The 16,343-nt window shown below is 62.3% G+C and carries 14 protein-coding genes; 5 read left to right on the forward strand and 9 right to left on the reverse strand.

Annotated features, from left to right (window positions below; genetic code table 11):
- Positions 1-173: 173 nt before the first annotated feature.
- Both AC0C6X_RS01410 and AC0C6X_RS01415 read right to left on the reverse strand, forming a co-directional pair.
- Positions 174-1,160, reverse strand: a complete 987-nt coding sequence (locus AC0C6X_RS01410) for a bifunctional riboflavin kinase/FAD synthetase (RefSeq protein ID WP_173515728.1) — start codon at positions 1,158-1,160, stop codon at positions 174-176.
- A 13-nt stretch (positions 1,161-1,173) separates the two neighbouring features.
- Positions 1,174-2,022 (reverse strand): TIGR01459 family HAD-type hydrolase, encoded by an 849-nt coding sequence (locus AC0C6X_RS01415; RefSeq protein WP_472951485.1) that lies wholly within the window; start codon positions 2,020-2,022, stop codon positions 1,174-1,176.
- A 237-nt stretch (positions 2,023-2,259) separates the two neighbouring features.
- Between AC0C6X_RS01415 and groES the strand changes: the two genes are divergently transcribed.
- The 3 genes from groES (at position 2,260) to AC0C6X_RS01430 (ending at position 5,351) form a co-directional block, all read left to right on the forward strand.
- A complete protein-coding gene (groES, locus tag AC0C6X_RS01420; RefSeq protein WP_012706990.1) occupies positions 2,260-2,556 on the forward strand; it encodes a co-chaperone GroES in 297 nt (98 codons plus the stop codon).
- Positions 2,557-2,637: 81 nt separating this feature from the next.
- Positions 2,638-4,275 carry a chaperonin GroEL gene (groL, locus tag AC0C6X_RS01425; RefSeq protein ID WP_066875142.1) on the forward strand — a complete coding sequence of 546 codons (1,638 nt, stop codon included), beginning with the start codon at positions 2,638-2,640 and terminating at the stop codon, positions 4,273-4,275.
- A 626-nt stretch (positions 4,276-4,901) separates the two neighbouring features.
- Complete coding sequence (locus tag AC0C6X_RS01430) at positions 4,902-5,351, forward strand: hypothetical protein (protein WP_472951489.1); 450 nt, start codon at positions 4,902-4,904, stop codon at positions 5,349-5,351.
- 111 nt (positions 5,352-5,462) lie between these two features.
- Here the strand turns inward: AC0C6X_RS01430 and AC0C6X_RS01435 are convergent, their stop codons facing one another.
- The 6 genes from AC0C6X_RS01435 to hisS all read right to left on the reverse strand — a co-directional run bounded on the left by AC0C6X_RS01435 (position 5,463) and on the right by hisS (position 14,006).
- On the reverse strand, positions 5,463-8,261 hold the full coding sequence (locus AC0C6X_RS01435) for a bifunctional diguanylate cyclase/phosphodiesterase (protein ID WP_472951491.1): 2,799 nt from the start codon (positions 8,259-8,261) through the stop codon (positions 5,463-5,465).
- 214 nt (positions 8,262-8,475) lie between these two features.
- Positions 8,476-9,699, reverse strand: a complete 1,224-nt coding sequence (locus tag AC0C6X_RS01440) for an NAD(P)/FAD-dependent oxidoreductase (RefSeq protein WP_472951493.1) — start codon at positions 9,697-9,699, stop codon at positions 8,476-8,478.
- Between the two features lie 89 nt (positions 9,700-9,788).
- Positions 9,789-10,496: a glutathione binding-like protein gene (locus AC0C6X_RS01445; protein WP_472951495.1), complete on the reverse strand. Its 708-nt coding sequence runs from the start codon at positions 10,494-10,496 to the stop codon at positions 9,789-9,791.
- 158 nt (positions 10,497-10,654) lie between these two features.
- A complete protein-coding gene (gene hisG, locus AC0C6X_RS01450; protein WP_173515722.1) occupies positions 10,655-11,350 on the reverse strand; it encodes an ATP phosphoribosyltransferase in 696 nt (231 codons plus the stop codon).
- Entirely contained in the window at positions 11,347-12,489 is a 1,143-nt protein-coding gene (locus AC0C6X_RS01455) for an ATP phosphoribosyltransferase regulatory subunit (RefSeq protein ID WP_247958035.1), read from the reverse strand. The genes hisG and AC0C6X_RS01455 overlap by 4 nt, the downstream gene beginning before the upstream one ends.
- 5 nt (positions 12,490-12,494) lie before the next feature.
- Entirely contained in the window at positions 12,495-14,006 is a 1,512-nt protein-coding gene (gene hisS, locus AC0C6X_RS01460) for a histidine--tRNA ligase (protein WP_472951499.1), read from the reverse strand.
- A 435-nt stretch (positions 14,007-14,441) separates the two neighbouring features.
- Between hisS and AC0C6X_RS01465 the strand changes: the two genes are divergently transcribed.
- Both AC0C6X_RS01465 and copM read left to right on the forward strand, forming a co-directional pair.
- Positions 14,442-14,870 (forward strand): hypothetical protein, encoded by a 429-nt coding sequence (locus AC0C6X_RS01465; protein ID WP_472951501.1) that lies wholly within the window; start codon positions 14,442-14,444, stop codon positions 14,868-14,870.
- A 212-nt stretch (positions 14,871-15,082) separates the two neighbouring features.
- On the forward strand, positions 15,083-15,469 hold the full coding sequence (gene copM, locus AC0C6X_RS01470; RefSeq protein ID WP_247958038.1) for a CopM family metallochaperone: 387 nt from the start codon (positions 15,083-15,085) through the stop codon (positions 15,467-15,469).
- A gap of 71 nt (positions 15,470-15,540) precedes the next feature.
- On the opposite strand, the gene AC0C6X_RS01475 is transcribed toward copM, so the two are convergent.
- Positions 15,541-16,185: a DNA-3-methyladenine glycosylase I gene (locus tag AC0C6X_RS01475; RefSeq protein WP_472951504.1), complete on the reverse strand. Its 645-nt coding sequence runs from the start codon at positions 16,183-16,185 to the stop codon at positions 15,541-15,543.
- Between the last annotated feature and the right edge of the window lie 158 nt (positions 16,186-16,343).

Below are 16,343 nucleotides of genomic sequence, written 5' to 3' on the forward strand. Positions count from 1 at the left end.
TGGGGCGTCGGAAACGCCGAAATCCCGGACCTTCCGGCTGACTAAAGCGCGCGGAAGGCCGGGCCAATAATTCGCTGATCGATGATCAATCGACGGTGCCGGGTCATAGTGGCCGGTTGTTTAAGGCGTTTTCCGCCTTTTGAAAAGGTCCGCCACGACACCAATGCCGAAATTTATCGGGCGAAGTTGAGCCTGCGGTCGATGTCGCCGAGCGGCTGCACACCGGAGAGCAGCGCGCGCGCCTCGGCCTCGTCCTGACGGATCTGCGCCACCAGCGGATCGAGCCCGTCGAACTTCAGCTCGTCGCGCAGGTGGCCGAAGAAGGTGACCGTACAGATCTCGCCATAGAGATCGCCCGAAAAGTCGAAGACGAAGGTTTCGAGCAAGGGCTCGCCATCGCTGTCGACCGTCGGGCGGCGCCCGAAGCTTGCGACACCGTCATAGAGCGAACCGTCGGCCCGGCGGAAGCGCACCGCGTAGATGCCCGGCCTGAGTTCCACCTCGGGCGCGAGCCGCATATTGGCGGTGGGAAAGCCAAGATCGCGGCCGAGCTTCTTGCCGCCGATCACTTCCGCCTCGACGAGGTAGCGATAGCCGAGCATGCCGGCAGCCTGCGAGACATCGCCTTCGCCGAGCAGCGAGCGGATATAGCTCGACGAGATGACCGATGCATTTTCGTCGCGGAAGGCATCGACGAGCGTCACGCCAAAACCGTTGTCACCGCCGGCGGCCATCAGGAAGGCGGGGCCGCCCTCGCGACCCTTGCCGAAATGGAAGTCGAAGCCGGTGACGACATGCGAGGCGTGCAGCCATTCGAGCAGGATGCGGTGAATGAAATCCGATGCCGAAAGCTGAGAGAAGGTGCGATCGAACGGATATTCGATGACGGCGCCGAACCCCATGCCTTCGAGGATACGGGCCTTCAACGGCGCCGGCGTCAGCCGGAAGACCGGGGTTTCCGGACGGAACACGGTCCGCGGATGCGGCTCGAAGGTCAGGACCAGCGCCGGCACACCGCGCGCTTTCGCCTCTTCCAGTGCTCGATTGAGCACCGACTGATGACCGCGGTGCACGCCGTCGAAGTTACCGATCGCGACGACGCCGCCGCGCAGATGCTCCGGAAGCGGATCACGGGTCTCGTTGCGATGAAAAACCGTCATCTCCGTCTTCCCGTCAGGCGAGCCGCGGCATCCAATACTTCGGCGAGGCGCCCTCCTTCTTCAGGAAGGCGGCGAGCTTCGCCTCGTCGGTCCGGCTTTCGTTCATGTATTCCTGGGCGTGGATGCCGGCGCTGATGTAGAGCAGATCGAAGCCAGCATCCTGGGCACCCTTGACGTCCGTCGGCATGCCGTCGCCAATGGCGATCACGCGCGACAGGTCAAGCGCGCCGCGCACGGCCTTCGCCTCGGCCAGCGCCGCACGGTAGATGGCGATATAGGGCTTGCCGGCGATCCGGGCCTCGCCGCCCAACTCCTCATAGAGCTTGGCGATTGCGCCGGCGCAAGGGATCAGCCTGTGGCCGCGCTCGACGACGAGATCGGGATTGGCACAGATGAACGGGATCTTGCGCTTGGCGAGGCCCGTCAGCGTCGCACGGTAATGCTCCGGCGTTTCGGTCTCGTCGTCATAGAAGCCGGCGCAGACGACCGTCTCAGCGTCTTCCGACGACACGATCTGCGTTCCGAGACCTTCGAGCAGCGGCAAGTCGCGCTCGGCGCCGATGAAGAAGATCTTCTTGTCGGCGGCGGCGATCAGCGCCCGCGTCACGTCACCCGAGGTCACGATCCGGTCATAGGCTTCGTCGGGAACGCCGAGACCGCGGATCTGGATTTTCACACCCGGATGCGGACGGGGCGAATTGGTGATCAGCACCACCGTCAGGCCGGCGGCGCGCGCCTCGGCCAACGCCTCGCAGGCGGAAGCGAAGGCCTGCACGCCATTGTGAAGAACACCCCAGACATCGCACAGCACGACGTCGTAGCGTCCGGCGATTTCCCGAAAACTGTTGATCCTTGCGACCATCCTGGCTTCCTGCAAACACGGTTTCCGGCTTGCATGGCAAGGAAGGCACAAGAATACAAGTGTCGCCGTTGGAAAAAGGGAACCCTTCCCGGGCAAAAAATCTAAGGGCCAATCCTTGACTCGTTCCAGACCGAGCCTTATCTCGGCGTCGCTGGCACTCGACAAAAGAGAGTGCTAACACTCATCCGTCGGATCGGTCAGCGATCCGTAATGTCATTTGATCGAGGGATTAGACTAATGGCAAGCACCAATTTCCGCCCGCTGCACGACCGCGTCGTCGTTCGTCGCGTCGAGTCTGAAGAGAAGACCAAGGGCGGCATCATCATTCCGGACACCGCCAAGGAAAAGCCCCAAGAAGGCGAAATCGTGGCAGTCGGCTCGGGTGCTCGTGACGAAAGCGGCAAGGTTGTTCCGCTCGACGTCAAGGCTGGCGACCGTGTCCTGTTCGGCAAGTGGTCGGGCACCGAAGTCAAGATCAACGGCGAAGACCTTCTGATCATGAAGGAAGCCGACATCATGGGCATCATCGGCTGATCGGCCGATACCCGCCTTCCCAATTCTTCCCCCGTTTGAAACCGGGCCTTGCCCGGAATTTCGACAACAGGAGCTTTCAAAATGGCAGCTAAAGAAGTCAAGTTCGGCCGCACCGCGCGTGAAAAGATGCTGCGCGGCGTCGACATCCTCGCCGACGCAGTGAAGGTAACGCTCGGCCCGAAGGGTCGTAACGTCGTTATCGACAAGTCCTTCGGCGCACCGCGCATCACCAAGGACGGCGTTTCGGTCGCCAAGGAAATCGAACTCGAAGACAAGTTCGAGAACATGGGCGCCCAGATGGTCCGCGAAGTCGCTTCGAAGACCAACGACATCGCAGGCGACGGCACCACCACCGCTACCGTTCTCGCCCAGGCAATCGTTCGCGAAGGCGCCAAGGCCGTTGCCGCCGGCATGAACCCGATGGACCTGAAGCGCGGCATCGACCTCGCCGTTGCAGAAGTCGTCAAGGACCTGCTCGCCAAGGCCAAGAAGATCAACACCTCGGACGAAGTTGCCCAGGTCGGCACGATCTCCGCAAACGGTGAAAAGCAGATCGGTCTCGACATTGCCGAAGCAATGCAGAAGGTCGGCAACGAAGGCGTCATCACGGTTGAAGAAGCCAAGACCGCCGAAACCGAACTCGAAGTCGTCGAAGGCATGCAGTTCGACCGCGGCTACCTGTCGCCGTACTTCGTCACCAACCCGGAAAAGATGGTCGCCGACCTCGAAGACGCCTTCATTCTCCTCCACGAGAAGAAGCTCTCGAACCTCCAGGCCATGCTCCCGGTTCTCGAAGCCGTCGTTCAGACCGGCAAGCCGCTCCTCATCATCGCTGAAGACGTCGAAGGCGAAGCTCTTGCAACGCTCGTCGTCAATAAGCTGCGCGGCGGCCTGAAGATCGCTGCCGTCAAGGCTCCGGGCTTCGGCGATCGCCGCAAGGCCATGCTCGAAGACATCGCCATCCTGACGGGCGGCACGGTCATCTCCGAAGACCTCGGCATCAAGCTCGAAAATGTCACGCTCGACATGCTCGGCCGTGCGAAGAAGGTTTCGATCTCCAAGGAAAACACGACGATCGTCGACGGCGCCGGCCAGAAGGCCGACATCGAAGGCCGCGTTGCCCAGATCAAGGCCCAGATCGAAGAAACCACTTCCGACTACGACCGCGAGAAGCTGCAGGAGCGTCTTGCCAAGCTCGCTGGCGGCGTTGCCGTCATCCGCGTCGGCGGTGCAACGGAAGTCGAAGTCAAGGAAAAGAAGGACCGCATCGACGACGCCCTCAACGCGACGCGCGCTGCCGTTCAGGAAGGCATCGTACCGGGCGGCGGCGTTGCCCTACTGCGCTCTTCCGTCAAGATCACGGCCAAGGGCGAGAACGACGACCAGGAAGCTGGTGTCAACATCGTTCGCCGCGCTCTCCAGGCTCCGGCTCGCCAGATCGCTGAAAATGCTGGTGACGAAGCTTCGATCGTTGTCGGCAAGATCCTTGAGAAGAACACCGACGACTTCGGCTACAACGCTCAGACCGGTGAATATGGCGACATGATTGCCATGGGCATCATCGACCCGGTCAAGGTCGTTCGTACCGCTCTGCAGGACGCAGCTTCGGTTGCCTCGCTGCTGATCACCACCGAAGCCATGATCGCCGAGCTGCCTAAGAAGGACGCTCCGGCAATGCCGGGCGGCATGGGCGGCATGGGCGGCATGGACATGATGTGATAAGGCGTAAGCCTTTCACAGCATCGTCCATAAAGCTTCGCCCATGCACTTAAAGCGGTTCAGCGCGTCAAGCGCGCTGAACGGGCGGCATGGACATGATGTGATAAAGGCGTAAGCCTTTCACAGCATTGACCCATCTGGATCGGAAAGGCGGCCCTCGGGTCGCCTTTCTTGTTTTTTATCAATACCATTGTTCGGCGAAGAACCCTTCAGCCGAGCTGCGGGCACAAAAACTCCACCGGTTGTAGTCGGGCTTCAAAAAACCGTTGAAGTCGAAAAAAAACGAACTATAACAGCGCCCCAAGTGAACGGAGATTCACAGGAGACTGGATAGCGGATCAAGGCGGGCGGCCAATCGCTTAAGCTTTTTCGTATTAACCGTGTATCCGGAATCTCTTCGAGAAAATCACGATTAGCATAAGTATTTAATCGCAAATTTAGCCGCCCTCTCCAGCGAAATCACTTCGTCGGAGAGCTTCATACTATCTCGCGACCTTCGAGTGGTGAAGCGCCCACGGTCAGTGGCGTGCGCTTCCCTATTGGTCGATGGCGGGCGTGATTTGCACAATGGGACGTGTTTTCTTGAGGCGTCGATGAGGCGCTCAAGAATGCTGCTGGGGTAGACCGTGTTCAAGATCACGAGAGCAAATTCCGTTCCCCTCGGCTCTCCGGGACAGCCGGACCTCGATCTGCCGCACCATGAGTTCCTGCAACAGTTCTGCGCGTCGGAGGGATGGTCGGGCGACTTGTCCACCGGCCTGTTCCGGCTTGGTGAAAAGGCTGCCGCCATCCACGGCCTTCGCGACGGCGAATGCGGCCTGCTCAACTTCGTGCGCTGCTACGACCCGGCCGACCGCAACCACGTGCTCGAGCTTTTCGAGCAGGCGGCGACAAGCTGCTCCTCCTTCTGCTTTTCGACGACGATCGCGCTCGAAGAACACGGCCAGAAACAGCCCCTGTTCTGCATCGGCGAATCCTCAGGCCTCGAACAGCGTTATTCCGGCACGATCACGGGCATCTTCTTCTTCCCGCGCTTTCTGGTGGAAGGTGCCGGCCGGACCTTGCTGCGGCAATAGCGCAGGCCTTGGCCCTGCCGACGGTTGGCGTCGACAAGGCGTGAAATCCCCGCAAAATCGGTGCGCGATCAGCGCTCGCCGCAGGCGCGACCTTGGCGATGTGCCGCCCGATCAGGCGGCGGCCGCCTCGTCGTCGCCGCTGAACAGAAGCGTTATCGGGGCCGGGCGTCCGAGCAGGTAACCCTGTGCCTCGTCGCAGCCTTCCGCCTGCAAGATATCGAGCTGCTTCTGCGTCTCGACACCCTCGGCAAGAACCGGCACGGACAGGCTCTGACCGAGCGCCAGGATGGCGCGAACGATCGCCTTGGCCTGCGGACTGCCCTCAACCTCCCACATGAAGCTCTTGTCGAGCTTGATCTTGTCGAAGGGGAACGACCGCAACGTTTCGAGCGAGGAGTATCCAGTGCCGAAATCGTCGATCGCGATCGTGACGCCGAGCTCCTTGATCTGACGCAGCGTCAGCAGCGCGCGCTCCTTGTCGTCGATGATCGTCGATTCCGTGATTTCGAGCTCCAGCCGGTTCGGGTCGAGCCCGGTTTCGGCAAGCACGTCCTGCACCAGGCTGACGATGTCGCCATTGGCGAGTTGGACCGGCGACAGGTTGACGGCAATCTTGTGGTTGCTCGCCCAGCCCGCGGCCTCGCGGCAGGCTTCGCGCAGCACCCATTCGCCGATCGGCAGGATCGCGCCGCACTCCTCTGCGAGCGGGATGAACTCATTCGGCGGTACCATTCCGCGTTCGGGATGATGCCAGCGCAGCAGCACTTCGTAGCCGATGACGGTGCCGGTCATCACCGACTTCTGCACCTGGTAGTGCAAGGCAAGCTGCTTCTTGTCGACGGCATCCCAGAGATCGTTGGCGAGCGCACGGCGCTGGCGCGCAGCCTCGTCCATCGAGACCTCGTAGAAGCAGACCGTCTGGTTGAGCGCGGCCTTCGCCCGGTACATCGCAAGGTCGGCATTGTTGATCAGCGTATCTGCCGTCTCCGCATCCTGAGGATAGATGGCGACACCCATGCTGCCGCCGGACTTCAGCTCGAAATCGCCGAAGCGCATTTCCTCGTGCAGGCTCTTTTCGATACGGCGCAGGAAGTCGTTGAGCTCGGCCAGTTCCTCGAAACGCTTCACCGCAGCGAACTCGTCGCCGCCGAGGCGCGCTACGAACTCGCCCTCCTGCAGCAGCCCCTTCACGCGCTGGGCAATCGTCACCAGAACGAAATCGCCGGCGGCATGGCCATGCAGGTCGTTGACTTCCTTGAACTTGTTGAGGTCGATGCCGATGACGGCAACCTGGCGGTTGAACCAGGCCGCCGCATCCAGCTCTTCTTCGAGGTAGCTGTTGAACTGGAGCCGGTTCGGCAAGCCGGTCAGGCTGTCGTGACGGGCGAGGAAGGTAATCTGCTCTTCGGTGTCCAACCGCTCGGTGATGTCCTCGTAGGTGCTGACCCAGCCGCCATCGGGAAGGGTGCGATGCTTGGTCAGGATCGAGCGGCCGTTCGCCAGCTTTTCGACGATGTCGCCCCCGCCCTTGCCGACCATTTCGATCCGGTGCTTCTGATAGACTTCCTCGGCCTTGGCCCGCGCAATTTCAGGCTCGGCGTAAATGCGGGCGAAGACGATGTCGAGAATCTCGCGGAAGGTAAGCCCTTTGCCGGCGAGCGTCTCGGAAAAGCCGAAGATCTCGCGGCAGCGCCGGTTCGATAGCAGCAGCCGATCACCATTGTCGAACAGGCAGATACCCTGCGACATGTTTTCGAGTGCGACATCGAGGTTGTTGCTGACCTCGGCGATGCGATCGGCATCGGCCTTCGCCTTGGTGGTGTCCTTGACGATCTTGATGAAGCCGGCATGCTTGCCGTCTTCGTCAAGGAACGGGTCGATCACTACATGGGCCCAGAAGCGTGAGCCGTCCTTGCGATAGCGCCAGCCCTCGCTCTCAAACTTGCCCTCGGCCACCGCAGCCTCGAGCGCGCGGCGCGGCAGGCCGTTGCGCTGATCGTCTTCGGAATAGAAGCAGGCGAAATTCTTGCCGATGATGTCCTCGGCCGCATAGCCCTTGTTGGCCTCGGCACCGGCATTCCAGCTCGCCACACGGCCATCGACGTCGAGCATATAGATGGCGTAGTCCTTCACGCTGCGGACGAAGCGCGTGAATTCCCGTTCGGCGGCGGCGGCGGAGAGCTCGGCATGATGGGCAAAGCCGGCCGCAACCAGCACCAGGGACAGAAGGAAGAAGGCGGTTCCGGCAATGACGAAGGCGAGCAGATGCGGCTGGATCATGCCTTCAAGGGGCGTAGTGATAAGACCGACTTCGATCGTCACGGCGCCCATGGCGGTGAAATGCAAAGCGACGATACCGAGCGTCATCAGGAGCGTCGCGGTGATCTTCGCCTTCTGCGGCTTGCGGACACAGGCAATCGTCCGCAACGCACCGATGTCGAACAGCGAGCCGAGCATGATCGAAGCGACAACGAGCGTGGCGTCCCAGCGCAGGTTGCCGGGCACGTCGAGGGCCGCCATGCCGAGGAAATGCATGCAGGCAACGCCGGCGCCGAGCACCAGACCACCGGCAATCCAGGCCAGTCGATCCTGTAGACGGGTCGCGATCAGTAGCGCCGTCGTGGTCAGCACGATCGCGATGGCCAACGACAGGGCGGTCAGATCCATCTGATAGCCGAGGACGACACCGGGATCGTAGGCCAGCATGGCGATGAAATGCGTGGCCCAGATACCGAAGCCGCTGGCAATGCCTGCCGCCACCGCCCAGATCGTCCGCGCCTTGCCGGATGATCCACGGGCGCGCTGCAACAGCGTCACCGCACCGTAGCTGGACAGGAAGCATATGAGCGCCGCCAACGCGACCAGCTTCGGATTATGCTCCACAACGAGGCATGTAAGGACCTTGAACATCGCAATCGCCTAAATCAAAAACCGCTGGGGAAACGAGACCCCCCGCCTCCCCTTAAGCGACCTCTGTTGGCGTCTGGTGACTTAAGGAATTGATAAATCGCAAGTCGGCCCCGCAATTGCGAGGAAAAACAGTCCTTTCGTCGTTAACGAAAACTGAATTGGACCGCCTCAAGGCTGCCCCGGATTCGGAGCGTTGCCGGGCATGGTTCCCGCGCTACGCCTGAGAAAGCAGCGCCTTGAGGTCCGATTGCGGGTCTGCAATGACGGCCCGATCAGGGTTGATGCCGGCTTCTAGCAGCTTTTTGCCGGTCACATAGGCCTTGGCGTCGTTGATTGCGTCGACCGCGACCAAGCGTCCCTGCCTGAAGTACCAGACGGACACGCTGCCCTCGCGCTGGCCGGGTCTGACGATCGTTTCGTCATGGCCGAGACCGAGACCGGCGATCTGCAGTTTGACGTCGTATTGATCCGACCAGAACCACGGCTTGGGGTCGTAGGGGTGTTCGCTGCCGGCGAGGATTGCCGCCACCGCTTCCGCCTGGTCGACGGCATTCTGCACCGATTCCAAGCGGATACGCTGGCCATCCCAGGGCATGACGGCGCAATCGCCCATGGCGAAAATCGCCGGGTCGGCGGTTCGTCCGAAGGTGTCGACGACGATGCCGCCCGCGGTCTCGAGGCCGGCGTCGTGTGCCAGGCGATCATTGGCAGTGACGCCAATGCCGACGATGACGACATCCACCGGCAAGACCGATCCGTCGGAGAGTTCCGCCGCGGTCACCCGGCCATTTTCTCCGACAAGGCGATTGAGGCCGGTTCCCTCGCGAACATCGACGCCGCGCGAGCGGTGGATTTCGCGGACGATGCCCGAAGTCGCAGAGGAGGCGACGCGCTGTAGGATGCGGTCGGCCATTTCGATGACCGTGACCTCCAGACCCGAGGTCCGGGCGACGGCCGCTGCCTCAAGTCCGATATAGCCGCCACCGACGACCAGAGCGCGGCGGCCGGGCTTCATCTCCTCGGCGAGGCGATCCGCATCCTTGAAGTCGCGCACGACGAACACGCCGGCGAGATCGCCGCCGACGGAACCCGGCAGCCGGCGCGGCGTCGCGCCGGTGGCAAAGGCCAGCACCTCGTATTCAAGCGAGGTCCCGTCGCTGAGCGTCACGCGCTTGCCGGCGCGATCGAGCCCGGTCACGATCGTTTCGAGGCGGATGTCGACATTGTGTTCGCCGTACCAGGCCTCAGGCCTGTAGAGCAGCCGGTCGAGGCTCAATTCGCGCAGCAGATATTTCTTGGAAAGCGGCGGGCGTTGATAGGGCAGGCTCGCTTCGGAGGCGACGATGGTGATCGGCCGCTCGTCCTTCAGGGCACGCAGCTTGGCAACCAGGGCAAAGGCGGCCTGACCGCCACCGACAACAACAAGCCTTCCCGACACGCTTCTCACCTGTTTCTTATTCGTCTGTACCGCAAGGCCTAGCCTTGCACCGGAGCTTCGTCAACTCGGGCACAAGGCCACGGTGGTTGCTATTCCTTGCGCGGCACTTCCATGCCCTTCAGAGCCGCCGGGCGCGACAGGCCGCGCTCGACCCAGGCCATCACGTTCGGAAAGCTCTTGTAATCGAGGACCTCGGCGCCGCCATAGAACCTGCGTGCGCCTTCGACCCAGGGGTAGGTGGCGATGTCGGCGATCGTGTAATCGTCACCCATCAGCCATTGCCGTCCCTCAAGGCGGGTCTCGAGCACGCCGAGCAGACGCTTTGATTCGTCGCGGTAGCGCTCGACGGGATAGGAATTGTTGGCGACCTTGTCGGCGGCAAACTTGAAGAAATGGCCGAACTGGCCGAGCATCGGGCCGACGCCACCCATCTGGAACATCACCCAGCAGATGGTCTCGTAGCGGCCGGCAGCATCGGCCGGCAGCAGCTTGCCGGTCTTTTCCGCCAGATAGATCAGGATCGCGCCGGACTCGAAGAGGCCGATCGGCTTTCCGTCCGGACCGTTGGGATCGATGATCGCAGGGATACGACCATTCGGATTGAGCGAGACGAACTCCGGTGACTTCTGCTCGTTGGCATCGAAGGCGATCCGGTGGGGTTCGTAGGCGAGATCCAGCTCTTCGAGCGCGATCGAGACTTTCACGCCATTCGGCGTCGGCAGCGAATAAAGTTGGATGATATCGGGGTTTTTCGCCGGCCAGCGCTTGGTGATCGGAAAGGCGGAAAGATCGGCCATGAAGGTCTCCTGGAACGGAATGGCGGGGGGAACGGCGGAGATGCCGTCGGCGCGACTTACATAGGAACGGAGGGGGCGCTTTTTGAGGACCCTACTTTAATGCACGTTTTTCGAGCCCAGGAAGATTGCGGTGGGTCCGCCCTGCCCCGTTCGCAGCGTCAAAGCACGCCGCGAACCGCCGCAATAACCCGTGCCACGACCGGGTCTCCGTCATGGCCCGCCTTGCGCGCCCGCACTAGGCAGGCCTCGGAACGCAGGATCACGCCGTCAGTCAGGATCTTCAGATGGTTCGCCTTCAGCGTCGAGCCCGTCGAGGTGATATCGACGATGATGTCGGCCGAACCCGACGCCGGCGCGCCTTCGGTGGCGCCGAGGCTTTCGACGATGCGATAGAGCTGGATACCGTGGCTTCCCGAAAAATGGTTCTGCGTCAGCCGCCAGTATTTGGTGGCGATCGCTAGGCGGCGACCATGGCGCGCGCGGAAGTCCGCAGCAACGTCGCCGAGATCGGCCATGGTGTCGACGTCGTACCAGATCTCCGGCACCGCGACGACGACATCGGCATGACCGAAGCCTAGGCGGGCACAGAACTCGACGCGGGCGTCGGCATTGGCGAGCCCTTCGCGCACGAGATCCTCGCCGGTGACGCCGAAATCGATCGAGCCGCTGCCGAGTTCGCGGGATATTTCGGAGGCCGAGAGGAACGCGATCTCCACATCGTCCGCGCCCTCGACCCGGCCGCGATAGGAGCGATCATTGCCGACGGCGACGATCTTCATGCCGGCCCGTTCGAAGATCGCCGAGGCGTCATCCTTCATCCGCCCCTTGGACGGCAGCGCGATGGTGATGGTCATTGTGCGCCTCCCTCAGAGGCAATCGCCTTTTCGATGCGGTCGAGCCAGAGCGAGAAACCGACGGCCGGAATGTGTTCACGGGCGCCGAGCAGCGTCAGCAGCCGGTCGAAGCGGCCTCCGCCGGCCAGCACCGCCTGGATACCGTCGACTTCCACCTCGAAGACGAGACCGGTGTAATAATCGAGCGGGCGACCGAAGGCGGCGCGATAGCGGATCGCGCCGATGTCGGCACCGGTCTTGGAAAGCGCGGCGACACGGGCATCAAAGCGGACGAGCGCCTCATCGAGCTTGAGGCCGGATTTCTTGGCGAAGGCGAAGAGCGCGGCCGGAGCATCGGCGAGCGGCACGTCGAGCGCCAGGAACGCGCCGACCTGATCCAGCGTCTTGCGATCGAGCTGCGTGTTCGCCAGTTCCATCTTCTCCTTCAGCCGCCGGGCGATGTCCTCGGGCGAGCGGCTGGCATTGGTGGAGTAGCCGGTCGCTTCCATCGTCTCGCCGATATGGGCGACGAGGCGGGCTTCATCTTCAAGCAGTCCGTCCATCGACAGGCGTACCACTTCAGGACCGAAGACACCGACTGTCCGGGGATGGGCGAGCTCCGTAAGGAGCTTCTGCAGATGCTTCTGGTCGCCGAAGGCATGGATCAGCCGCTTCTGCCAGCCGGCCGGCAAGCCGCAGGCGCCGACGACGGCCTCGAACACCGCCTGGTCGCCCAGCGTCACGTTGAGGCGCCGTCCCGGCAGCCGGTTGGCGACGACACGCATCGCATCACCGACAGCGCGCGCATCGGCGGCAGCGGTATCGGTGTCGCCGAGATCCTCGATGCCGGCCTGGTAGAATTCGTTGCCGCCCTCGCGGCGCTGGCGGAAGACCTCGCCGAGATAGGCGTAGCGCTTCGGCGTGCCGGTCACCGCCTCGATGTGGCGCAGGCAGACGGGAATGGTGAATTCCGGGCGCAGGCAGAGGCTTTCGCCTGTCTCGCTCTCGGTCATGAAGATGCGGCGGCGCAGATCCTCGCCAGCCATGGCGAGGAAGGGTTCGGCCGGCTGGATCACCGGTGTGTCGACGCGCAGCGTGCCGAGGCTTTCGAACTCGGCAAGCAGCTCGTCGGCGAAGGCGGGCAGATTGATGAGGGCCATGACCGTCAGCCCCTTGCCCGATCCTCGGCCTGTGCCGCCAGCATCTCGCGCACCTTCTCGACCAGCTCGGCGGTCGGCACGGAAATCTGGGCCACACGCGCTTCGCGCCAGGCCGCATTGTCCTCGATCTCGCCCGACAGGCGCTTGCCTTCGATCAGATCCTTGATCTGTACTAGGCCGGCGGCGCGCTCGTCGCCACCCTGGATGATGGCCAGCGGCGAGCCGCGGCGGTCGGCATATTTCAGCTGATCGCCAAAATTCTTCTTGTTGCCCTGGTACATTTCAGCGCGGATGCCGGCGTGGCGAAGCTGCTGCACGAAACGCTGGTAGTGGCCCATGCTCTCGATGTCGCGGTCCATGACGCAGACGACGACCGGGGCGATCACTTCGGAGGCGCCGAGCTTGCCAAGGTTCTTGAGCGCCGTCATCAGGCGGGAAACGCCGATCGAGAAGCCGGTCGCCGGAACGGGCTGGCCCATGAAGCGCGAGACGAGGCCATCATAACGACCGCCGCCGCCAACCGAACCGAAGACGACTTTCTCGCCCTTCTCGTTGGTGACAGCAAACTGCAGCTCGGCCTCGAAGACCGGGCCGGTGTAATATTCGAGGCCGCGCACGACGGACGGATCGATCTTGATGCGGTCGGCCTCATAGCCGGCGCTCAAGACCAGGCTGCGGATCGTGTTCAGTTCCTCGACGCCTTCGCCGCCCTTTGACGTACCCGCAACGAGATCCGCGAGTTCGGCAGCACTTTCGGCATAGTCCTTGATGCCGACGAAGAAGAGCACCTTGTCGATCTGTTCGGCATTGAGGCCGGCACCCTTGGTGAAGTCGCCGCTTTCATCCTTGCGGCCTTCGCCGAGCAGGAGCCGCACACCTTCCGTCCCGAACTTGTCGAGCTTGTCGATGGCGCGCAGCACCGTCAGGCGGGCATTGGCCTTGTCGTCGCCGCCAAGACCGATCGCCTCCATGACGCCATCGAGCACCTTGCGATTGTTGACGCGGATCACGTAGTCGCCGCGCGCGATGCCGAGCGCTTCCATGGTGTCGGCCATCATCATGCACATTTCGGCATCCGCCTGGACGCCGGCGGCACCAACCGTATCGGCGTCGAACTGCATGAACTGGCGGAAGCGGCCGGGGCCCGGCTTCTCGTTGCGGAAGACGTAACCGGCACGGTAGGTGCGGAACGGCAGCTGAATCTCGTTGAAGTTCTCGGCAACGTGGCGGGCGAGCGGCGCCGTCAGGTCGTAGCGCAGCGACATCCACTGGTCGTCATCGTCCGTCAGCGAGAAGACGCCTGCGTTCGGACGATCGCTGTCCGGCAGGAACTTGCCGAGCGCGTCGGTGTATTCGAACAGCGGCGTTTCGACCGGATCGAAACCATAATGCTCGTAGACCGCGCGGATCTTGCCGATCATTTCGTCGGTCGCGCGGATATCGGCGGCGGAGCGATCGACGAAGCCGCGCGGCAGGCGCGCCTTGAGCTTCTGCGGTTTCTTCTGTTTCTCGGTCATGGGAGCATTCCGGACTGTCAGTGTGTTGGCTGCTTTCCCTATCGGATCAAGGCAGGGGCGGCAAGGGTTTGGACCGCGCAAAGCGCGCGCCGTTCCGGTCGCAGCAGGCTATGCGGAGCACACGGTGCGAGGCGAAGCTGGAGCCGGTGATCCTGCCTCTATCGGGCGGAACAGGCTTGCCTCAACCATAAAGCGCATTATTCTGGCAACAATCACCAAGAGTTTATCACCAGATCGATCGCCGACGTTTCGATCATGGAGGTGATCGGTTATCCTCCGGATCCCGGAGCGTTTACCGGCGAATGACGCCGGATGCAATGAGAGCATCGGCCCCAGGCACTCCAACCGCAAATGGAATGGCGAACCATCTCACTGGGAATGGCGGATTTCTGCGGAGACGTGGCGCGGGCGGAGCGAAGAGAGGAAATGGGTATCATGTTGAGATTCATGACACCTGGTTGCGGGGCTATCCGGCCCGGACATCTGGGCGCACATGACAATTGGATACGGCACCTCGACGAGGGGACCTACCTCAAGGAAGCCTGGCGCTGCGATCTCGCGACCGGCATTTTCCAGCTTGGCCAACGCACCGCCGCCGTACTCGGCACCTCCGCTCCTTCCTGCGGCGTCATCGATATGGTGTGCGCCTATGACCGAAAGGATCGCCCAACCGTGCTCAACATCCTCGAACAGGCGACCGCCTCGTCATCCTCGTTCTGCTTTACCGCCATGGTGCGGGCGCCGACGTCGCAAGCGGCGCAGCTCTTCTGTGTCGGCCGGTCCGTGCTCGACACACCAGGCGGCGAGGATCTGCTGCAAGGCGTCTTCGCCTTTCCGCGTGAGCGCGTGATGCTCTGCGCTTGAGCGCAGAGCCTGAAAGCGCTGACACCCCTTCCCCACGGCGCCGCGCGTCCTATCAGACGCGCAAAAGTCGCTGTAGGACTTTGATTTGCATGTCTTCGTCCTCAAATCGAGGTCGATTTAAGGAGACATGCAGTAGGTCGAAAATGGCTCCAAGGATCACGCCTCGGCGGCGCTCCCCAAAGGCCGATCGATTGCAGAAGGAAGAAAACACCATGTCACTGAAACCGTTGACGACGGCCCTCGCGCTCACCGCCTGCCTCGCCTTCCCGGCGGCGGCCGAAGACACGAGCCACGGCAGCATTCATCACGGCTCCACGGAATCCCAGAGCCTGGCGGGCGATGCCTCACCTTCGAGCAAGGCCTTTGCCGAAGCCAATGCCCGCATGCACAAGGATATGGACATCGCCTATACCGGCAAGACGGATATCGACTTCGTGCGCGGCATGATCGCCCACCACCAGGGTGCCATCGACATGGCCAAGATCGAGCTCGAATACGGCAAGGATGAAACGATCCGCAAACTGGCGGAAGAGATCATCAAGGCGCAGGAAGGCGAGATCAAGTTGATGAAGGAATGGCTCGCAAAGAACGGCGGCTGAGCGACAACGCCAGCCGGGTTTGAACACCAGTCAGCCGGGTTCGGGTTACCGGGGTCGGGTCGCCCCGCCCCTCACGCCACCCGACTCAGAGGCCTGACAAGCTTGGCTCGCATCTCCTCCACGGCCACGCGGCAATGACAGCCCTCGATGTGGTCGTTGACGAGGCCCATGGCCTGCATGAAGGCGTAGATCGTCGTCGGGCCGACGAAGGTCCAGCCGCGCTTCTTCAGGTCCTTCGAGACCCGGATCGAGGCCGCCGTCGTCGGATTGGCGACGATCGCCTCATAGGTCACCTTTGCCGGGCGCTCGGCTGCCGGTGGTTCGTGTGACCAGAAATAGCCCGCGAGCGAACCAAATTCCTGCCTGAGCTCCTGGGCGCGACGGGCATTGTTGATGGTCGAAACGATCTTGCCACGATGGCGCACGATACCGGTGTCGGCGAGGCAGCGTTCGATATCCGTCTCATCGAATGTCGCGACCTTGTCGAAATCGAAGCCGGCAAAGGCCGCGCGGAATGCCTCGCGCTTGCGCAGGATCGTGAGCCACGACAGGCCGGACTGGAAGCCTTCGAGGCAGATCTTCTCGAACAGGCGACGATCGTCGAGGACCGGGCGTCCCCATTCGTCGTCGTGGTAGCGACGATAGTCGTCGAGGTTGCCCTGCCAGGCGCAGCGCTGAAGTCCATCCTCACCGATCACTATGCCTTTGGCCGTCATGCCCGCTCCATCCTGTTCATTTCCCTGCCTTTTACCATTTGCAAACCAGATTTCTAAAGCGACGGATAACCCTACCCAAAGCTTTATCGGCACCTTCGCCTTTTAATGAAGCCCCGTTTACCATTCGGTGGCTCCCCGGTGACACGATCGCGCCATTG

The sequence above is a fragment of the Ensifer sp. VA4 genome (assembly GCF_055710065.1).